Origin of the sequence: Dialister succinatiphilus, assembly GCF_928721695.1 — a bacterium.
Classification (GTDB): Bacteria; Bacillota; Negativicutes; order Veillonellales; family Dialisteraceae; genus Dialister; species Dialister succinatiphilus.
In genome coordinates, this window is record NZ_OV788641.1 from 1,326,899 (window position 1) to 1,348,504 (window position 21,606).

At 52.4% G+C, this 21,606-nt stretch carries 15 protein-coding genes; 9 read left to right on the forward strand and 6 right to left on the reverse strand.

Annotated features, from left to right (window positions below):
* Positions 1 to 16: 16 nt before the first annotated feature.
* The 7 genes from NW747_RS05470 (at position 17) to NW747_RS05500 (ending at position 10,160) form a co-directional block, all read left to right on the forward strand.
* Complete coding sequence (locus tag NW747_RS05470) at positions 17 to 1,414, forward strand: TadA family conjugal transfer-associated ATPase (protein ID WP_273185739.1); 1,398 nt, start codon at positions 17 to 19, stop codon at positions 1,412 to 1,414.
* Positions 1,415 to 1,416: 2 nt separating this feature from the next.
* Complete coding sequence (locus NW747_RS05475) at positions 1,417 to 2,346, forward strand: type II secretion system F family protein (RefSeq protein WP_273185741.1); 930 nt, start codon at positions 1,417 to 1,419, stop codon at positions 2,344 to 2,346.
* A gap of 838 nt (positions 2,347 to 3,184) precedes the next feature.
* Entirely contained in the window at positions 3,185 to 3,535 is a 351-nt protein-coding gene (locus tag NW747_RS05480) for a hypothetical protein (RefSeq protein WP_273185743.1), read from the forward strand.
* Positions 3,536 to 3,537: 2 nt separating this feature from the next.
* Positions 3,538 to 4,392, forward strand: coding sequence for an IS3 family transposase (locus NW747_RS05485; protein WP_273188276.1), 855 nt, complete (start codon positions 3,538 to 3,540; stop codon positions 4,390 to 4,392).
* A gap of 450 nt (positions 4,393 to 4,842) precedes the next feature.
* Entirely contained in the window at positions 4,843 to 5,190 is a 348-nt protein-coding gene (locus NW747_RS05490; protein WP_273185745.1) for a DUF192 domain-containing protein, read from the forward strand.
* A 134-nt stretch (positions 5,191 to 5,324) separates the two neighbouring features.
* Positions 5,325 to 6,257: a sensor domain-containing diguanylate cyclase gene (locus NW747_RS05495; protein ID WP_273185748.1), complete on the forward strand. Its 933-nt coding sequence runs from the start codon at positions 5,325 to 5,327 to the stop codon at positions 6,255 to 6,257.
* A 522-nt stretch (positions 6,258 to 6,779) separates the two neighbouring features.
* Positions 6,780 to 10,160, forward strand: coding sequence for an EAL domain-containing protein (locus NW747_RS05500; RefSeq protein WP_273185750.1), 3,381 nt, complete (start codon positions 6,780 to 6,782; stop codon positions 10,158 to 10,160).
* A 126-nt stretch (positions 10,161 to 10,286) separates the two neighbouring features.
* On the opposite strand, the gene NW747_RS05505 is transcribed toward NW747_RS05500, so the two are convergent.
* From NW747_RS05505 to NW747_RS05520, 4 genes are all read right to left on the reverse strand, one after another.
* Entirely contained in the window at positions 10,287 to 10,691 is a 405-nt protein-coding gene (locus tag NW747_RS05505; protein ID WP_273185753.1) for a pyridoxamine 5'-phosphate oxidase family protein, read from the reverse strand.
* A gap of 475 nt (positions 10,692 to 11,166) precedes the next feature.
* Entirely contained in the window at positions 11,167 to 12,342 is a 1,176-nt protein-coding gene (locus NW747_RS05510; protein WP_273185756.1) for a MalY/PatB family protein, read from the reverse strand.
* A gap of 1,344 nt (positions 12,343 to 13,686) precedes the next feature.
* Complete coding sequence (locus NW747_RS05515; protein WP_273185759.1) at positions 13,687 to 14,817, reverse strand: trans-sulfuration enzyme family protein; 1,131 nt, start codon at positions 14,815 to 14,817, stop codon at positions 13,687 to 13,689.
* 923 nt (positions 14,818 to 15,740) lie between these two features.
* Entirely contained in the window at positions 15,741 to 16,118 is a 378-nt protein-coding gene (locus NW747_RS05520; protein ID WP_273185761.1) for an endonuclease domain-containing protein, read from the reverse strand.
* A 400-nt stretch (positions 16,119 to 16,518) separates the two neighbouring features.
* Between NW747_RS05520 and NW747_RS05525 the strand changes: the two genes are divergently transcribed.
* Entirely contained in the window at positions 16,519 to 16,767 is a 249-nt protein-coding gene (locus tag NW747_RS05525) for a hypothetical protein (protein ID WP_273185764.1), read from the forward strand.
* A gap of 217 nt (positions 16,768 to 16,984) precedes the next feature.
* The gene (locus NW747_RS05530; RefSeq protein WP_008859454.1) at positions 16,985 to 18,220 is read left to right on the forward strand and encodes an IS110 family RNA-guided transposase; all 1,236 of its coding nucleotides are present in this window, start codon (positions 16,985 to 16,987) and stop codon (positions 18,218 to 18,220) included.
* A gap of 318 nt (positions 18,221 to 18,538) precedes the next feature.
* On the opposite strand, the gene NW747_RS05535 is transcribed toward NW747_RS05530, so the two are convergent.
* Both NW747_RS05535 and NW747_RS05540 read right to left on the reverse strand, forming a co-directional pair.
* Positions 18,539 to 19,882, reverse strand: coding sequence for a sensor histidine kinase (locus NW747_RS05535; RefSeq protein ID WP_273185768.1), 1,344 nt, complete (start codon positions 19,880 to 19,882; stop codon positions 18,539 to 18,541).
* A gap of 899 nt (positions 19,883 to 20,781) precedes the next feature.
* Positions 20,782 to 21,516 carry a LytR/AlgR family response regulator transcription factor gene (locus NW747_RS05540; protein WP_008860341.1) on the reverse strand — a complete coding sequence of 245 codons (735 nt, stop codon included), beginning with the start codon at positions 21,514 to 21,516 and terminating at the stop codon, positions 20,782 to 20,784.
* Positions 21,517 to 21,606: the final 90 nt, after the last annotated feature.

A 21,606-nucleotide genomic window follows, 5' to 3' on the forward strand; every position in this document is an offset into this window, starting at 1 on the left:
AAAGGGGATGTAAACCGTGACACTGCTGGAACGTCTGGGGCGCCGTGAAGAGAAGGGCAAGACCGAGGTCAAGGAAGAGAATATATTTGCCGGGCGGGCGGTGGATGCGAAGGAAGAGGAATACCAGGCACTGAAGCTTGATGTACACCGGGCCATTGTAGAAGAAATGACTTCGGAACAGCAGAAAATCCTGGACGGTACGAACCGCAGCCGCCAGGATATTGAGAATGTGATTTCCGGCTACGTGCAGCGGGTGCTGGAACACAATCCCTTTGTGGTGCCCCGGGGCGAAAGGGCCCGGCTGGTGTCGGATATCTGCGATGAAATCCTGGGCTACGGTCCTATCGAGCCATTCCTGAAAGATGACTCTGTCACCGAAGTCATGGTGAACGGGCCGAAGAAGATTTATGTGGAACGGATGGGGAAACTCCATCTGACAGGCGCCCAGTTCCATGATAATGCACACTTAATGTCCATTATCGACAAAATCGTCACCCCCATCGGCCGTCATGTAGATGAAGCATCTCCTCTGGTGGATGCCCGCCTGCCTGACGGTTCCCGTGTCAATATCGTTATTCCGCCGCTGTCCCTCATCGGACCCTGCGTGACGATCCGAAAGTTTTCCAAAACGCCATTTTCCGTGGAAAATCTCATTTCCTTCGGCACCCTGTCGGAGCAGATGGCCATTTTCCTCCGCGCCTGCGTGAAGGCGAAGCTGAATATCATGGTCAGCGGTGGTACCGGCTCCGGTAAAACCACCAGTCTGAACGTGCTGTCTTCCTTTATTCCCCATGATGAACGTATCGTCACCATCGAAGATGCGGCGGAACTTCGTCTGGAGCAGCCCCATGTGGTGACATTGGAAGCCCGCCCGGCCAACATCGAAGGGAAAGGGGCAGTCACCATCCGGGACCTGGTAAAGAACTCCCTCCGTATGCGCCCTGACCGCATTATTGTAGGCGAAGTCAGAGGCGGCGAAGCCCTGGATATGCTGCAGGCCATGAATACCGGCCACGACGGCTCCCTGACGACGGCCCATGCCAACAGCCCCAGAGATGTGCTGTCCCGTCTGGAAACCATGGTGCTCATGAGTGGTCTGGACCTTCCTGTGCGGGCCATCAGAGACCAGATTTCCTCGGCCCTGGACCTCATTATCCACCAGGAACGTATCCAGGACGGTTCCCGTAAAATTACCTATATTACAGAAGTACAGAAAATGGAAGGGGATGTCATCGTTCTCCAGGACCTCTTCCGCTATAAACAGACCGGATTTGATGAAAACGGCAAAGCCCTGGGCCAGTTCATGCCCACAGGCCTCCAGCCCCAGTTCCTGTCCAAGTTCAAAGCCCACAATGTGGAATTTCCGAAATTCATGCAGCAGGCCGGAGTCGGCCAGTGGGAGGACGGTGACTAACCATGCTGGCTCTTTCCTTATCCATTGCCCTGGCCCTCTTCTTTTTCCTGGCTCTAGTGGTGCTGGCGGTTAAACATTTTAACGGCCAGGAAATGAAACGCCGTCTGGACAGCTTCCGCGAGGAAACGGAGGAAGAAGAGGAAACCGGGGAAGATGATCTGAAAAAGATTCCTCTCTACCAGCGTACCGTAGGACGGCTGCTGGCCCATGTGATGGAATTTCTCTCCCACTTTGCCCCCTCCGCCATGCCGAAAATGATGGAACGGCGTATCATGCTGGCAGGAAAACAGGGCATATGGAAGGTGAGGACCGTGGTGGGACTCTGGTTCTTCTCCATGGTTTTCTTCGGCCTTCTGGGCTTTTATTATACTGCCAAAAATCCCATGGACACCCTCCATGGCCTCTGCGTGGTGTGGGGCAGCTTCCTCTTCGGCGCCCTCCTTCCCTTCGGCATATTCAACCATATCATCAGAAAGCGGCAGGACCTGATCGTCCGCCAGCTGCCGGATGTGCTTGACCTCCTTTCCATTTCCGTCCAGGCCGGCCTTTCTCTGGACGGTGCCATGCGTAAAGTGGTGGAACGGATGGAAGGCCCCCTGATTGACGAATTCCGCCGCATGCTTCGGGATACCCGAATGGGCATGACCCGCCGCCGCTCCATGCAGCTCATGGCGAAACGCTGCGACGTGCAGGACGTATACCTCTTCGTCATGTCTGTGGTGCAGTCCGAGCGCCTGGGCGCTTCCATGTCCGACACCCTGGTCATCCAGGCCGACAACATGAGGGACCTGCGCCGTCAGAGAGCCAGAACCCAGGCCATGAAGGCCCCGGTAAAAATGGTTTTCCCTCTGGTGTTCTGCATTTTCCCCGCCATCTTCGTGGTCGTGCTCCTGCCGTCCCTGATCTCCCTCATGCAGACCATGGGGAAATGAGTGGCTTTTCTTAAACCTTTCCTCCTCATGGATAGGGAAGGAAACTACGCTCTTATCACTTGCCTCCCACCGCTCGTCGGGGGGAGGGGGACCACGAAGTGGTGGAGGGGGGCCGCCGAAGGCGGCTTATAAAAATTGCGGCGAAGCCGCCACCACCCTCGGCCTGAAAGGCCGCCAAACTTAAGAACCCTTGGGCCCAACGGGCCGGTCCATCTTAAGAACCTTCCCCCTCTGAACCCTATGAACCCGGGCTGCGGAGCGGCCCATCCAGCCGCCCCCTTCCGTCTCGCTGCGCTCGCCACCCACCCCCGGGAAGGGGGTGGGCAGGTAACATGGAGGGGAGGAACGTTGCCTCAAACCCTGCCTATCCCATTTTGTGGGGGGGGGAAAAGGAGACCACGACCTTCAAACTTGCCTCCCACCGCTCGTCGGGGGGAGGGGGACCACGAAGTGGTGGAGGGGGGCCGCCGAAGGCGGCCTTATAAAACTTGCGGCGAAAGCGCCACCACCACCCTCGGCCTGAAAGGCCGTCAAACTTACAAACCCTCCGGCCCAACGGGCCGGTCCATCTTAAGAACCTTCCCCTCTGAACCCTATGAACCCGGGCTGCGGAGCGGCCCATCCAGCCGCCCCCTTCCGTCTCGCTGCGCTCGCCACCCACCCCCGGGAAGGGGGTGGGCAGGTAACATGGAGGAGAGGAACGTTGCCTCAAACTGAAATGGTAAACTAAAATTGGACACAGAGGGGGTAATTTTTAGACATACAGTGTACACTGCATAGGCAGTGCAAAATAAGCACTGGACAGAGTGTCTCCCCTTTACTGGACAGGAGGTTTGCCATGAAGTACACGAAAGAGCAAAGATTGGACATCGGTCGACGAATTTACTACAGCGAAATAAGCCGGTATGAAGCCGCAGAAGAATATGGCATCAGTGAGCAGACCGCACGGAATTACATGAGAATGTATCGGGATGCCAATCGGCTGCCGCCCAAACGCGGACAGAGATCCATCAGCGCACTCTCTTTCAAGAAAGGGCCGGCAGAGCTGGATGAACTGAAATCTATGACAAAGGAGGAATTGATCCAGGAGCTGATTAAAGCCAGGATCACAGAAGCAAGGTTAAAAAAAGGATACGAGGTGAAGGGAGATGGTACGGTAATTCTATACGCCAGCAAGACTACCAAGTGATTATGGAACTGTCAGGAGAAATCCCAGTGAAGATCCTATGTAAAGCAATGGGCATCCAGCGGAGTAGTTTCTACGCATGGAAGAAGCATCTTTCTCAGCCTTCGGAAAGAGAGAAGAACCTTGCAAGCAATGTCAGGCTGTTTCAAGAATACCACTTGAAGTATCCATCGCATGGTTACCGCTGGCTGAATGCCAAGATACGCCTGGACAAAAACATTGTCCTGTCTGATCCCTATGCTCATAAGTGCTGCAAGATTGCGGGAATCAAGAGCAAGTCCAAGCATTACCGCTACAAGAAGGCTGGAGATCCGGCGCGAATATTCCCCAATCTGCTCCTGTCAGAAATGCAGATTGACGGGCCAATGCAGTGCATCGTGAGCGATATGACAGCGTTTTATGTGAAGGGCACCTACTACGAACTGACTCTTTACATGGATCTCTGGAACGATGAGATTGTCAGCCATTCCCTTTCGGCAAAGCGTGGCGACCGCATGACCTATATCAGTGGGCTGAAAGATCTGATTGCATGGAAGGAGCAACATCCGGAGCACCAAATGATTCTGCACACGGACCAGGGATCTGTCTACGCATCTAAGGCCTACAACGACCTGTTGCCCATGTACGGCATTACCCGGTCGATGTCACGTGCCGGAACGCCGACAGATAACGCTGCAATGGAATCTGTCAATGGATGGATTAAGGCCGAGATGTTCATGGACTTGCACGTGACCGGAGAGAAGTCCATCGCGGAAGAGGTGGATGATTACATCCATTTCTTTAACGAATATAGGCCGGCCTATACATTGGGCTACCTGACGCCGAAGCAGTACCGAGAACGCCATATTTCTAATTGCTGAACTTATTCAAGTTATAGTTGGCATGAAGTGTCTGTCGGTTCCCGAGGCGATGTTGGAAGATTCACTGCGCCTTGTACAAGTATTCAATTTTTATGCCTAATTTTTTTAGTTTCGTGTCCAATTTTTGTTGACAAGTGCAAACCCTGCCTATCCCATTTTGTGGGGGGGGAAAAGGAGACCACGACCTTCAAACTTGCCTCCCACCGCTTATCGGGGGGAGGGGGACCACGAAGTGGTGGAGGGGGGTCGCCGAAGGCGGCCTTATAAAACTTGCGGCGAAGCCGCCACCACCACCCTCGGCCTGAAAGGCCGTCAAACTTAAGAACCCTTGGGCCCAGGCCCATCCATCCTAAGAACCTTCCTCTCTGAATCCTCGCGCCGAAAGCGCGTCCAAGGCCGCTTTGCGGCCCTATCCCCGTGAATCCCTTCACGGTCTTTTTTATAGGAGGCATGATGTTGCAGAAAGAAGTCTGGTCCTTTGAGGGCCATCCGGAGATTTCCATTTCCGTGGAGCTGGCGGAGAGCTGGTGGGCCCGGTTTAAGGGGCTTATGCTGTGCTCGCCTCTTTCTCCCGGCCAGGGGCTGTTTCTGAAATCTACGAACAGTATTCATATGTGTTTTATGAGATTTGCCATTGATGCCGTATATTTTGACTCTTCCATGACTATTGTGAAAATCGTCCGCCGTCTCCATCCCTGGATCGGCCTGTCCGCCTGCCTCAGGGCATCGTCGGTGCTGGAGATGAAGGCTGGGGAAGCGGACCGGCTTGGTCTTGCAATCGGCATGAGAAAAATATAAACTATGTGTTATAGAGAACTTTTCTTCCAGGGAGGAGAAAAGTCTCGGCACGTTTCAAGGATTTCGGACCCGGTGACGGAACGGAGCTGTCTGTCGGAAGGTTCGTGGTGCATGAAGATGAGGAGGTTGCTCTTTTGACAGTAAGTGAAAATGATTTCTTCCAGCTGGTTGCGGCGCTGCCCTATGGTGTGTATATCGTTAAGCCCGATAGAACCATTGTGTACTGGAACCGGGCGGCGGAGAGCATCACCGGCTACAGCAGGGAGGAAATGGTGGGCCGGCGATGCCCGGACACGGAGCTGAACCACATGGATGAGGAAGGGACGCCTCTGTGCAAGACCTACTGCCCTCTGCTGGCCTGCATGGATGAAAACAGGCCTTCCACCAAGAAGCTGGTATTTACCCATAAGAAGGGATACATGGTGGCCGTGCAGGCCCATTTCATTCCGCTGGAGGATGAAATGGGAAAGTTAAAGCTGGTGGCAGAAGTGTTTACTCCCATACAGCTGATGAACCGGGAAACCCGTATCGTGGAAAATCTTTATTCCATGGCCTATCATGACGCCCTCACCAAGCTGCCGAACCGGCTCTTTCTGGAAGCGGTGCTGAAGACACGCTTCTCTGAGTACCATCGTCTGCAGGAGCCTTTTGCCCTGCTTTTTGCGGATATCGACCACTTTCACGACTTTAATGAAGCCTACGGCCATCAGGCAGGTGATGAAATCCTGAAAACCTTCGCCCAAACCGTGAGCAGCCATATCCGGAAAACCGACACCGTTGGCCGCTGGGGCGGAGAGGAATTTATCGGCATTTATCCCATTAAAAATAAAAGGGATATCATTCCTATTTCCAAGCGCTTTCAGCAGATCGTATCCATGGTAGTGGTGGGAGATGGCAAAGAAAATCTTCATATCACCATGTCCGTAGGCATTACGGCGGTGACACCGGAGGATACGATGAAGTCCATCATTGGCCGGGCTGACCGATATATGTTTGAAGCGAAAGGAAAAGGAAGAAATACCATCGTTCATGATGAAATAGACGGGCCCTCCGGGCCCGAAGGTTGACGCACCCTGCGGGTGCGAGGGTTGACAGGCCTGGCGGCCTGAGGGGGCGTAAGTTTGACGGGCCTGCCGGCCCGAGGGATGTGGTGGGCGCCTGCGGCGCCGGTATAAATGCCGCCTGCGGCGGCCCCCTTTGGTGCCTGCGGTACCACCTTTCCCCCAGCTTCGCTGGGGGCACTATGGGTGCTGAGCATTTCAGTCATCAGCTGTGTATAGCCTTCCGGCGGCGAGAACCATACAACCGCCCTGACGGGCGAGGGAAATGCACCCCTTTTGGTGCTGGCGCACCACCTTTTCCCCGGAGGGGGAACTTCTATCGGTGCTATGCATAGAGTGACATAAGAAGCAGTAAGTTGAGCGTAGAGTAAACTTTTGCCGCCGAAGGCGGCCTTTATATTCATTGCCGCGATAGCGGCAATCCACAACCCTCAGCGGCGAAGCCGCTGTCAATCTTAAGAACCCTCCGGCCCAAGGGGCCGGTCAAACCTAAGAACCTTCTGAACGTTTCTTTTATCCGAGGTTGCTATGAAAGAATCTACACCGCTTGATTTTCACTTCGATGACCTTCCCGAAGGGATATGTGTGATCGAAGATAATGAAAAGGAGAAAATCCTTTTTGCCAATCAGGCTCTTCTACATCTGTACAAGTGTCACAGCATGGAGGAGTTCCTTTCGCATACCGGAGGAGTGCTCCGGGGAATGGTGGAGCTGTCGGATTACCGGCCTCTTTCGGAGGTGGGACTGACTGGTGCGCAGTCTTTGGGAAATGACCGGTTTTATGTTTCTTTCAGCTGCCGTACCAGGGATGGCCATTTCCGCCGCATGGAAGGAGTGCTGTCCCGGTCAGTCCGTGAGGGGACCGGGGCGGTGTGGGTGCTGAGTGTGGTGCCGTCGAATATCATTTCCTCTCTTTCTTCCCGGGATGTGCTGACGGGGCTTCTTTCTCTGCCGGTGTTTGTGAAGAAAATGCTGGCTCAGGCGAAGAAGGATGCGGAGAAGGGAACTTTCGGCTCTTATTATCCCATATACTTCAATCTGACCAATTTCAAAATCTATAATGCTTCCTATGGCAGGGAAGCGGGAAATCGGCTGCTGCAGAAAATCGCTGATGATTTGCGGACATATTTCCCTGATGAATTAGCCGCTCATCCGGAACGTGATACCTTCTTTCTCCTGGGGTCCCGGAGACGGGTGCCGGAGGCGCTGGAGGCTATGATTCGGGACATCGACAGATATATTGATGATTCCAGTGTCCGACTGAAGGCAGGCGTTTGTGATTTTGGAAAGACAGTGCCTCCGATTACGGCCCTTCGCAATTCCTTCGATCTGGCAAAGATTGCCTGTGATTCCATCAAAACCGACGGGTCCCGAAGCTGGGCCTTCTATGAAGACTCCATGGGCAGTATGCTGGAGAACCGGGCTTACGTGCTTCGTCACTTTGACAGGGCCCTCCGAGAGGGGCATATCAGGATTTATTTCCAGCCGGTCATCCGCACGCTTTCAGGAAAGATCTGTGGTATGGAAGCCTTGGCACGCTGGGAAGATCCGGATAAAGGACTGCTTACGCCTGGTATTTTTATCCCTGTGCTGGAAGGGGCCCGTATCATTGATAAGCTGGACCGGTACGTTCTGGAGGCGGCAGCCCGTTTCCTTGCAGAGAGAAGGAGGAAGGGCCTTCCTGTGGTGCCAGTGTCGGTGAACCTGTCCCGGGTGGATTTTGAGGTTTCCCAGCCACTGGATATGGTGGAAGAAGTGATGAAGCGCTATCGCCTGCCTCGCCGTCTGATCCGCATTGAAATCACAGAGTCCGCCCTGGTGAAAAGTGAAAAAGTGCTGAAAAAGGCGATTGCCGCTTTCCGAAAGGCCGGTTATGAATGCTGGCTGGATGATTTCGGCAGCCAGTACTCTTCTTTGAATGTGCTTCATACGTTCTATCTGGATGAGCTGAAAATCGATATGGCCTTTCTGCGTCATTTCAATGAGCGGAGCAGGAAGATTATCAAGTCCATCGTAGTCATGGCCAAGACCCTGGGCATCCACACCCTGGCGGAAGGGGCGGAAACCCGGGAGCAGGTGGAATTTCTAAGGTCCATAGGCTGCGAGAAAATTCAAGGCTTCTATTACAGCCGCCCCAGGCCCTGGCAGGATTTAGAGCAGTGGATGAAGGGAAAAAAGATAGACATGGAGAGTGCTGCGGAAGAAGCAGTACTGAACCGGGTGGGCCTGGTGAATGTGGTGACCCATGAGCCTGTGGCCCTTTATCTGGGAAGGGGCAGCCATATCCAGCTTCTTCTCCAGAACGAAGCCCATGAGGGAAATCTGAAAGGTGCCACGGCGGTCACGGCTGAAGAGGTGAACCGCGTCCTGGCCGATCCGGATTTCCCCCTTCGTGAAAAGTTCCTGGCCTTCGTGAAACGGCTGCTGGCGCGGCAGGAAAGGCAGACCATGACTTTTACGGACAATGGTTTTTATTTCCAGCTTTCCGGCGAAATCCTGGCAGGAGATGAGAACCTGTATGCAGGGGAAACATCGGTGTACAATCTGGCGTCCGATGAAAGGATGAAGAAAACAGAAAGTCTGGACAGCCTCCTTCGCCGTACCGTTTCCATCTGTGATGAATTAAGCCTGTACCATACGGAAGAGGGAACCCTGGAGGTACTGGAAACCACCAGTTCTCTCTTCCACCCGGGTGATCAGATGCCGGCAAAAGATACATTCCATCGTTTCGCAGAGAGACGGGTGCATGACGAGGACAGGGAAAGGTTCCTTCACTTTGTGGAGCCTTCGGTGCTTTACAGCCTGGGCAGCGAGAAGAACCGCTATGTGCCTTGCGAACTCTTCCGGGTCCGGGAGAGAAACGGGAATTATGTATGGAAGGAACTGGATGCCTACCTTTTGGACCACAGGGGCGGGAAGGACATTCTTCTTATGATGATGGGTGCCGCCATCGAAAGGGCCTGGGACAGAGAGGCCTTTCTGAATGCCTTCGTCCGTTCCTTTGCCGTGGCCGGAAACAGCCGCGTCGAAGAATGGAGGAAAAAAGCCGCTGTCTTTTCTTCCTTCCAGAAAGAGGGCCATATCAAATGGTTCGTGAAGGACAGAAACCGCCGCTTTACGGCAGTGAGCCGGGATTTTCTGTCCTACTACGGCCTTTCTCCGGACCAGGTCCTGGGAAAGACCGATGAAGAAATGGCATGGCATGTGGACAATGAGCCTTTCAAACATATAGAGGAAACGGTGATTGCAAAGGGCATTACAGCCCGCCATGCCATCGGCAGCTGCCTGGTCAGAGGCCGGCTGAAAACCATTGCCGCCACGAAGTTTCCTGTGTATGATGGCAGAAAAATCACCGGGCTGGCCGGCTATTTCCATGATATGGCCGAAGAAAAGGTGCTGGGGGAAGAGGAAAGGAAGCTTTCCTTCGTGGATAGTGAAACGGGACTTGCCTCCTACCGCGGCATGATAGCCGCCGGTTTGACCTATGAGGACAGTTACCAGCGGCGACAGGAAGAGTACTTGGCCATGCAGGTGAATGTACCGGCCATGAATGAGGTGGAGCATGCCTTTGGACATAAGGTGCACCAGGTCCTTCTCGCAAAGGTGGTGGACATTTTTTCTGCCCTCAGCCTTCCGGACATATCCCTTGCCAGAATCAGCCTGTCTTCCTTCATATTCCTCTTTAAAAAAGAAGGCCATAAAGATATGGAAAAGCGGATTCTGGAGGCCGCAGAAAAGATACATGAAATCAAGGAAATCGAAGGATTTCCCGTGACCCTCTATCTGCAGTATGCCATGGTAAGCCGCAGAGAAACATCAAGCCTTGACGGTATGCTGCAGCTCCTTACCAACAGGCTGGCTCATGAAGAAAAAGCAATCACGTCAAATCCTTCCGGAAGGCCCCTTTGAAAAATACTTGTCCGAAGGTCAGAGCCGGCAGGGAAAGACAGGCTGTCACACGCTGAACATGAAAAAAGAGGCTGTGAAGAAATGATTACCATTTTTTCACAGCCTCTTTTTGCGTGCTTTATTCATTTATTCCAGGGAAAGGATTTTTTTATTATCCGGCCCCGGGGTGGTGACTACGATTTTTTCCGGAGTGATAATGACAGCTCCCTTAGCCGTGCAGGCGCCGTGGAAAAGTTCTTCTGCCAGGGCCTTGAATTTTTCCACCACCGGTCCGTCGGTTACATAGTCAGCCCTTCCTTTGATCTGGTAGCCCTCCGTGGTTTTGGGATCAAAGGCGGAAATGGCAATGCGGTGGTTGGCTTCAATGTTTTCCAGAGTCTGTTTCAGGAATACATCGCCAATGGCCAGTTTCCCATCGTTCAGCACCGCTTTGAATCCCACTGGCACCACATTGGGGAATCCCTTGCTGCATACAGTGGCTGCTTCCCAAAGATTGTTTTCCAGAATTTTCTTGACCTGTTCATTCATCATAGAAAAACCTCCTTTGCAACTGTTTTTATTATACTCCCTGCTGCGTAAAAGAGGAGAGGAACGCTGCCTTAAACCCTCTATCCCATTTTGTGGGGGGAAGGAGAACCACGCCCTTCAAACTTGCCTTTCCCATCTATGAGGGAGGGGTACCACGCCCCTCAAACTTGCCTCCCACCGCTCGTCGGGGGGGGAGGGGGACCACGAAGTGGTGGAAGGGGGCCGCCGAAGGCGGCATTATAAAAAACTGTGGCGAAGCCGCCACCACCACCCTCGGCCTGAAAGGCCGTCAAACCTAAGAACCCTCCGGCCATAAGGCCGGTCCATTTTAAGAACCTTCCCCGCTGAACCCTCATGTGCGCATTCTGCATAGAATGCGCAAGTCAGCTGAAGTTGGCCCTTAGCCTGCACATCAAAGGGCCTTCCTATTGTCGGCTGACCGTTCGAAGGCGTGTCCAATGCACCCTTTGGGCGCAGATTATCTCGCAAATCCTTCTTTCAGCTGGCGAAGTCCCTGCTCCAGCGTTTTCCGGGGGCAGGCGAGATTGAAGCGGAGGAAGCCTTCCCCTTCTTTTCCGAAGACGTACCCCATGTCCAGCCACAGGTGGCAGTCATAGAGGACTTTGTGCTCCAGATCTTCATTGGAAAGGCCATAGGCCGAGGCGTCGATCCAGATGAGGTAGGTGCCTTCCGGTTCGATGAGTTTCATTTTCGGAAGGTTTTCGGAAAGGTAGGTTCTTGTGAAATCCAGATTTTCCCGGATGTATTCCTTAACGGTGTCCAGCCATTCCCGGCCTCCTTCATAGGCGGCACGGCAGGCGGCAAGGCCCATAACGTTGAGCTGGTCGTAGCCGAAGGAGTCCAGTTCTTCCTGGAAGGCCCGGCGGATGCGGGGATTGGGAATCAGAATGTTGGAGTTCTGCAGGCCGGCAATGTTGAAGGTTTTGGAGGGAGCGGTGCAGATGATGGCATTTTGAGCCGCTTCTTCGCTGACGGTGCCGAAGGCGGTGTGCACGTGGCCGGGGTAGGTGAAGTCTTCGTGGATTTCATCAGCCACTATGGTCACGCCATGGGAGAGGCAGATGTCTGCATAGCGGGTGAGTTCTTCCCTGGTCCATACGCGGCCTACCGGGTTGTGGGGCGTGCAGAGGAGGGCGAGCTTTACATGACCCTTTACGATTTTTTCTTCCAGATCCGCAAAATCCATTTCATAATGACCGTTCTTCAGCACCAGAGGGCTGTTCACCAACTTCCTTCCGTTTTTGATGACCGCATTGAGGAAGGGATAGTATACAGGCTGGTTGATGAGGATGCCGTCTCCCGGTTTGGTCAGGGCTTTGACAGCCAGGTTGATGGCAGGCACGACGCCGGGGGTTTTGATCAGCCATTCCGGGCGGATGGTCCAGTGGAAATAGGTTTCCTGCCAGGCGGCCAGGGCTTTGAAATAGGCTTCGCCAGATTCGGAATAGCCGAAGATGCCATGGTGCACCCGCTTTTCCAGGGCGTCCAGAATGGGCTTTGCAACTTTGAAATCCATGTCGGCTACCCAGAAGGGAAGCACGTCTTTCGGTTTTCCGCGCTGCACAGCAAAATCGTATTTCAGGCAGCCGCTGCCGCGGCGGTCAATGATAGTATCTAAATCAGAAAGTTTCATGATGGACTCCTTTGTATATTGATTCAATGGTGGTGTCATGTGTGGCGCTTGATCGTATTCCCGAAGGTTGACACGCCCTTACGGGCGTGAAGGTTGAGCCAGCCGCCGGGCCTTTCGGCCCTGGGCTGCCAGGGTTCTGCCTGTGATCGGCTTCGCCTTACAGGCGGGTTGAGGGCTCTCGCCCTCGGGAGTTATATAGTATCGCTGCGCTGGCGAGGTGGGCGCCTTATGGACAAGCCCCTTTGGGGCTTGAGGGTTCAAGCGCCTTCGGCGCTCGGGTTCAAAAGGTTCAGAGGGTTCAAAGGGTGGAAGTGGGCGCCTTTAAATCATAGAAGGCGCCAGTTTGTATAAAACCTTCACAACCGGGCTTTCGCCCGTGGGAAAACTATACAACCGCCCTGGTGGGCGAGGAAATGCAATCCCCCTTTGGTGGCTGGCACCACCACCTTTCCCCCTCTTCGAGGTGGCACAACAACCCGTGCTTACTGTAGAGATGCTTATGAAGAGAATATTTTGCGGTGTTTTATTCTGTCCCCCGGATGGGGGAAAGTCCGGCGCAGCCGGATAAGAGGGAGCCGCGTAGCGGCTAATCACCAGAATGCTTATCATGCCATATGACACTGAAACCAAATCCCATAACGTTCTTGCGTCCCCTTTAGGGGAAGAGGGCCACGAAGTGGCGAAGGGGTGGACGGTGGTAATCCTGATTATGATACTCGATGTGGACGTGACCGCCGAAAGGCGGCATTATAATACTCATTGCCCCCTAAAGGGGAAACGACTCACTACATTTTGCTCGTCGCTAGCGCTCCTTCATCCTCTGCTGTCACTGACTCACTGGATTTTCAGGTCGCTGATGCTCCCTTACAAATCCAGTTCGCATAGTGCAAAATGTGTTCGCTGTGCATCGCTTCGCTCGGGGGGCCGCCGATTGGCGGTCAGGACCGCGATGGAGCATCCTATCGGTGCTCTGCCCCGTACACCCTTTCCCGCTTCGCGGGACTTCCCCTCAAGGGGAAACGAGAGATATGAGGGAAAAAACAGCGAGTCATATACTTCACGTGCATTTTCGGTGTTTTCCCTCTTTGGTGGCTATCGCCACCACCTTGCCCGGTGGGAAGCATGTCCATATGACACAGAAAGTAAATCCCGTAACGCTGACTTTATACTCATCGCCCGATAGGGCGATACCACCACCCTCGGCCTGAAAGGCCGTCAAACTTAAGAACCCTCCGGCCCATAGGGCCGGTCAATCCTAAGAACCTTTCCCTTCACAACCCGCCGCCGACAGGCAGCCACAACCCTCGGGCTGGAAGCCCGTCAACCCTCACACCGAAGCGGCCTTTATCCCAGGGCCTGCTCCAAATCAGCGATGAGGTCGTTTACATCTTCAATGCCTACGGAGAGGCGGAGGAGGCAGGCGGTGATGCCGCGGGACTGCCGTTCTTCTTCGGTGAGGTCGCTGTGGGTCTGGGTAGCAGGGTAGGTGATGAGGCTTTCTACGCCGCCCAGGCTTTCAGCGAAGCGGATCAGTTTCACATCCTTCAGCACCTTGAGGGCTGTTTCATGGCTGTCGGTATAGAAGGAGAGCATGGCGCCGGCGCCGCGGGCCTGCTTGAAGTGGATATCTCTGCCGGGGAAATCGGCAAGGCCGGGGTAGAAGACTTTGGTGATTTTCGGATGGTTTTCCAGCCAGTGAGCCAGGACGTCTGCATTTTTCTGAGCTGCTTCCATGCGGAGGGCCAGGGTTTTGATGCCCCTGGTTACGAGCCAGCTGTCCCAGGGAGCCAGGCAGCCGCCTACGGTTTTGTAGAGGAAGCGGATTTTTTCTGCTACTTCCTTATCTTTCGCCACTACGAAGCCTGCCAGTGTGTCGTTATGGCCTGCCAGGTACTTGGTACCGCTATGGATGACGATATCGGCTCCGAAATCTATGGGGTTGCAGAAATAGGGGCTCATGAAGGTATTATCTGCAATGAGGAGGGCACCGTGAGCATGGGCGATATCTGCTGTTTTCCGGATATCGGTAATCTGCATCATGGGGTTGGTCGGGGTTTCGATATAGACAGCCTTTACCGTTTCATCGAAGGCTTCTTCCACCTTGTCTTCATGGGAGGTATTGACGAATTTGAACTGAATGCCGTTCTTTTCGTTCACGAAACGGAAGAGACGGATGGAGCCGCCATAGAGGTCATCGGAAGAAATGATGGTATCCCCCGGCTTGAAGAGTTCCATGACCATGGAAATGGCGGCCATGCCGGAGGCATAGCTGGTACAGTCACAGCCGTGCTCCAGAGCGGCTACCACTTTTTCAGCACACTCCCGGGTCGGATTTTGAACCCGGGTATAGTCATAGCCCGTGGACTCCCCCAGCTCCGGATGGCCGAAGGTGGCACTCTGGAAAACGGGTACGGAAATGCAGCCGGTAGGATCCATCCAATCGCTGCCATGAATGCAGATTGTTTTGATATTCATATGAAAAACCTCCCTGAAATGATGTTGAAATAAAAAAATCGTCCCTCGAAATCGAGAGACGATGTATCACCGTGTTACCACTCTTCTTTTCCCCTCCGTTACCGGAAGAGGACTTGACAGGTACGCCGGACAATGCCATAAATACCCTGCTGCTGTAACGGGCAGTCCCGGCGGGCTTGACCATTCGGCCCGGAGGCTCCAAGTCCATCTTCAGGCGGCCCTCCTGCACTGCTTTCACCACACGCAGCTCTCTTTGCCATTTGAGAAGCCCTACTCTTCTTGTCATTGCCTTCTTTGAAATTGGAAATATGATACCACGGGTCACCATGGATGTCAAGGATAAGTGTCATAGCACCTCTGGCGTGCACAGCGAACATGATTTGAAGGAGCAAAGCGACGCACAAATCATAGTGAGTCGTTTCCCCTTTAGGGGCGAGGGTTGTTGTGGGCGCCTATGAATTGATAGAAGACGCCAGTTTATATAAAACCTTCACAACCGGGCTTCGCCCGTGGGAAAACCATACAACCGCCCTGGCGGGCGAGGAAATGCACCCCTTTTGGTGGCTGGCGCCACCACCTTCCCCCCGGCGGGGGGACTTTATTCTTCGCTATGCGTTGAGCGGCTTAAGTCAGCACTAAGGTAAGGGTAGAGTAAATCTCCCCCATCGGGGGAGATGCCGCAGGCAGAAGGGGTGCATTTCCAACGGGCCATAGGCCCGGTTGTTTGTTTTTTCTTGCTAAAGGCATATAGGGGTTAAGATTGATTTTCCCTTAGGGAAGCGCTGATTAAATCATTGTTTGCTTTTATTCTTGAATTTTTATGCAATGCAAGGAATGGGCTGACGCGAATAGCGAGCTATTTAAGGAAGCCCATGACGAAGCAGTGCATAAAAATTCTTATAAAAGAAAACTCTATGAATTAATCAGTGCTTCCCTAGCTCTTCCACCCTTTTCTTTACAATCAAATCAATCATGATGCGGACGCCGTCGAAGCGGTGGCGGATATCACTGTTGGAGAAGCGGAGGACAGCAATGCCTTCTTTTTCTATATGTTTTGTGCGCCACTGGTCATAGCTCCTGCCGTAATCGGTGTAATGCTGAGAGCCGTCGATTTCTATGGCCAATCTGGCTTGATGACAGTAAAAGTCAAGGATAAAAGGGGCCTGTATCTGTTGACGGCGAAATTTGACAGGATAGGAGCGGAGGTATTGGTACCAGAGTTTCTTCTCCTCCGGAGTCATCCCTTTTCGCAGGGAGGCAGCTCTGACTTTTAAGGTGCGGTTCAAAGGGGGATTGTTCATAAGGGACTCCTTGATGGAGAAATGCTATAGAAGCAGGAAACAGTGGGAATCATTTCAAGGAACAACCGATGGGGCGGGAAAACTGTACAAACGGGCTTTCGCCCGTGGGGAAACCATACAACCGCCCTGGCGGGCGAGGAAATGCACCCCTTTTGGTGGCTGGCGCCACCACCTTCCCCCCGGCGGGGGGACTTTATTCTTCGCTATGCGTTGAGCTGACGAAGCGAGGCTTCGCGGTGTTTTATTCTGCCCCCTGAACAGGGGGCAGTCCAGCGCAGCGAGCCAATCCGCAGAATGCTTATCATGCCATATGACACAGACAGCCAATCCCGTAACGCTCCTTGCGTCCCCTTTAGGGGAAGAGGGCCACGAAGTGGCGAAGGGATGTACGAGGGTAAGAATGATTATGATACTCGATGTGGACGTGACCGCCGAAGGCGGCATTATAAAACTCATCGCCCGCAGGGCGATACCACCACCCTTTGAACCCTTTGAACCCTTTGAACCTTCTGAACCCTCATATAATATGTTTGGAAGGGGAAGATTAGAGGATTTATCCCTGCTGGATCTTTCCCCTTTACAACATGAGCATGCCTTTGGAATAATGGTTATAGGAGCCATAGAGGATATTCCGCTGAACCCTGTTTGACGATGCGTGCGTCTATTCTTTCAAAGCTTGTCTCCTTTGGCTGGTGGTAAACTACTAACACATAGGCTGTTTGCTGCGTCATCCGGTTCCTTATAGCAGGAAGGAAGAGTGTATTCCCGGTGCGTGGACTATTCTAATAATGAGGCTGTATTGCGCCAGTCCCAAAGGCATCTGCTCTGTTGGCTCCTTACTCTGTGTGGAAGGGGAGGTGAGATTTATGAATAACACACTGTTCGTTGGCATTGACATCAGTAAACGTTCCAATGTGGCTACTTTCATGAATTGCGAGGGAAAAGTTGTTGGAAGGCTGACCTTTTCCAACAATGGATCAGGTGCAGATCGGCTGGTGGCGAAAATCCTTTCATACTATGAGAAGGAAGATTTTGAAGCAATTAGGATTGGCATGGAAAACACCTCCGTTTATAGCAAGAACCTGGTATGGTTTTTGTACGAGCACGAAGCATTGAATGAGCATAAGCTTTCAATTATTCCGCTGAATGCCATAATGGTGGCGAATTACAAGAAATCATTTTTGGATATGGACAAAGACGATATCACCGATTCTTTCGCCATAGCCGACTTTATAAGGATCCGCCCAGGTCTTCTGCCATTCAAGTTGGATGACAGACAGGAAGCACTTAAGATTATGACCCGAAGCAGATATAACTACGTGCAGGCATTGAGTCGGATGAAGAGCCAGTTTTTAACCCGACTGTTCCTAAGCTTTTCAGAAATGGAAGCGGGGAAACCGTTCTACAGCATTTTTAGTAAAACATCCCTGTCGCTCTTAGAAGAAGAGTTTACGCTGGATGAGCTGGCGGAAAAGCCGATTCCGGAACTGGTGGAATTTCTCCAAGAGAAGGGAGGAGGAAAATTCCAGAATCCGGAAGAGATAGCCAAAGTGCTTAAAAAGGCAGCCAGCAGCTCGTACAGAGTGCCCGCCATGGTAAGAGAATCACTGAACAGAACGATGGCCAGTGATATGGAAATCATGAGGATACTGGAAAACGAAATTCATAATTGCGACAAAAACATTGAGAAACTGATGAAAAGTGTTCCCGCAATCTTAGTCTCAATACCAGGAATCGGCCCAGTCCTTGCAGCTGGAATCATGTCAGAAATAGGCGATATAAGCAGATTTCAGAAACAGGAAAGCCTGGGCAAGATGGCTGGTTTCAAATGGAAGCGGAACCAGTCTGGAAAGAAAGAGTCTGAGGATAAAGCTGCAGTACTTTCTGGAAATAAGAAGCTGAGATATTATCTAGTCGAAGCCGCAAATCGGGTTAGAATACACGATCCGGTTTTTGAAGCTTATTACCGGAAGAAATATGCAGAAAGCAAAACACACGCGCATAAACGAGCCCTCATTTTAACAGCCCGGAAGTTAGTACGAGTTATTTTCTACCTGTTGAAAGAAAATAAACTGTACAAACCCGATGTTGGAATAAGCTGAGGACGCCTTCGAAAAAAATCGATTTTCGAAGGGCGTGGTTAGAGTGCGCCATTTTCAAGTAATTTAATTAAATCCCAACGCAAATGCGATGATTTTAATTAAAACTTAACTTGCAGTCTTACCATAGGGCTTTGAACCCGGGCCACAGAGTGGCCCCATAGCGATACCACAACCCTCGGGGCCAAAGGCCCCGTCAAACTTAAGAACCCTCCGGCCCATAGGGCCGGTCAATCCTAAGAACCTTTCCCTTCACAACCCTTCTACACAACCCGCCGCCGACAGGCGGCCACAACCCTCGGGCTGGAAGCCCGTCAACCCTCACGCCGAAGGCGTGTTCAATGGCGTGTCAGGCAGGGTGAAATAGATTTCAAAGCGGACCACGCCATCTTTCTGGGTGAAGTTCTTAAAGCCTTTATAGGACATAATAAAATGATGGACAGAGGTCATACCGATACCATGTCCCTGTCTGTGGGTCACAGGGTAGCCGTCTTCATTCAAGGAAACCGGTTCAGCATAGTAATTTTCCACAGAAAGGAAGACCTGGCGGCCCTTGGTCTGCAGGTTGATATGGAGAAAGCGTTTATCCTCATCCTGGGTTTCTGATACGCGGATAGCATTTTCCAGAAGGTTGGCCAGGGCAAAGGAGAGATTTTCCTGCACCTTTGGCACCTCTTCCGGAAAGTTTACCCGGCAGGTGACGGGTATGCCGGCGTTTTTGGCTTTGACGATGTAAACGGAAAGCACCGCATTGACGAAGGGATTCAGACAGAAGGGATGAATGGCGGTTTTTTCCAGATGCTCGTCAAAGGAGCGGAGTAAATGGAGGGCTTCTTCCGATTTCCCGCTGCTGATGAGGCCGTAAAGGATATTGATCTGGTGGCGCATGTCATGGCGGAGAATGGAAAACTGTTTGGTACTGGCCTGTATGAGGAGCATGTTGCTCTGGAAGAAACGGATGGCTTTCTGCTGCACTTCATTTGTGCTTTTTAGAAGGACCTCCGTTTCCAGATCCCTGGCCTGCAGCTTGATATAGCGGTAGAGGGCGATGAAAGGCACAAAAGTAAGAATCCGGGAAAGCAGTTTGTCCATGGTCCAAAGGTCCGGGTCCAGGATGATGGGCAGCTGAGTGCATACAATCAGCAGAGGCAGGAAGGCGATGTAGTAACCGTAGGGCTTATCATTGATGAGCTGGCGGGAAGGGCACATATGGCGGAACATGCGGGCTGCAAGGGGCAGGGAGAGGAGAAAATAGAAAAGAAAGCAGGTCAGATGCATGGAAAGATGCCATTCCACAGGAATGTTCCTCCCCAGGAAAATAACGGTCAATATACTGGCAGTGTGAAGGAAGAAATTCCAAAGGCCCTGCATGCCAAAGACAAAAATCTGCTGAGCAATGAGTCGGGGCAGCCAGTAAAAGGAAAGGAGCACATAGGGAATCCAGCCCAGCGCCTGGGAGGCCTTGTAAAGGACGACCGTGTGGGTGAACCCCTGAAAGAGGACGTAGTAGAAGATAAAGTTTAAAAGGGCCAGAATGATAAAGGAAAGGGCGATTTTCTTCCAACGGTTTTGAGGAAGAAAATCGCGAAAGGCTTGAAACCAGATAAAACGGCCTGCCAGATGAACCAGGACCGTGCAGAGGGCCAGGGAAGAAATCGTATCCATAATGTACTCCTTTTAAAAAGGGATAGGTGGTGCAAATGGTCATGGAGGCGCGTACACGGTCAGCCAAATCATAAGTTGCTCACAGCATAACGGAGCTTTATAGTGCTTACTGTAGAGCCATTTATGAAGAGAGTGTTTCGCGGTGTTTTATTCTGCCCCCTGCATAGGGAGAAGTCCGGCGTAGCCGGATAGGGGGAGGCGAGCGCAGCGAGCCAATGGGCAGAATGCCTATCATGCCATATGACACAGAAAGCCAATCCCGTAACGTCTCTTGCGTCCCCTTTAGGGGAAGAGGGCCACGAAGTGGCGAAGGGGTGGACGGTGGTAAGAATGATTATGATATTCTTATTCTATGTCTTATCACCCTTCGCTCAGGGGGCCGCCGATTGGCGGTCAGGACCGCGATAGCGCATCCTATCGATGCTCTGCCCCGTACACCCTTTCCCGCTTCGCGGGACTTCCCCTCAAGGGGAAACGAGAGATATGAGGGAAAAAGCAGCGAGTCATATACTTCACGTACCATTTCGGCGTTATCCCCCTTTGGTAGCTGTCGCCACCACCTTGCCTAGTGGGAAGCATGTCATATGCCACCGAAAGTAAATCCCGTAACGCTGACTTTATAAGCATTGCCCCCTAAAGGGGAAACGACTCACTACATTTTGCGCGTCGCTAGCGCTCCTTCAAAATGTGTTCGCTGTGCACCGATAGGGCAATCCACAACCCTCGGGGCCAAAGGCCCCGTCAAACTTAAGAACCCTCCGGCCAAAGGCCGGTCAATCCTAAGAACCTCTTTCCCTGCCCCCTGAGCGAAAGCGAATACAACCTGCCGCCATCAGGCGGCCATAACCCTCGGGCCAAAGGCCCGTCAACCCTCAAGCCGAAGGCGCGTCCAGGCCCTATTATTTCGACAGCATATACTGCATATAATGCTGTTTCACTTCTTTTTTCTTTCTCCGGCTGATGGGAACGGAAATATTTCCTTTCAGCAGGAAGGAATCTTCTTCCATGGATTCAATGTAGTCCATGTTTACCATGAGCCGGTGGTAGCATTCGAAGAATCGGTGGTCTGATGACAGATTCCGGGCCAGATCTTGGAAGGCGTTGGTGGTGTTGATATTCTTTTCTATCAGATGAATGGAAGCGTTTCTGCCTTCGCTGCAGTCCATGTAGAGAATATGGCTGAAAGGAACGCGAAGGGTTTCGCAGCCGGGAATGCGGGCGGAGAGTACTGCCGGTTTCAAAGAGCCCCGGGGAAGGGCGTAATCCAGGGCATGAAACAGCTCCTCCCGGTGGCTTGCCAGGGGCTTTAGAATATAGCCCGACGCAAAAACCTTATACCCTTCCAGGGCGTGTTCCCGACTGGTGGTAAGAAATATAATTTTTACGCTCTCGTCCAGCCGCCGCACTTCCCTGGCCACATCCATGCCCTCCATGGCAGGCATGTAGATGTCCAGGAGAATGAGGTCAAAATCATCGGGTCGGAAATCTGCCAGAAACGAGGGACCGTCCATGTAGGAAGAAATGGAAATTTCCATATTGGCCGCATCGGGACGGTTTTGGAAATAGGTATCCACATAGTGCTTCCCAATATCAATATCACTGGGATTGTCGTCGATCAGGGCAATTCGTATCATAAGATTCCTCCTATCCCATCATAGAATGACTGCTTTGTCTCTATTATACTAAAAGGAAAAGAAAAAGGGAAAACAGCGGAAGAGAAATGG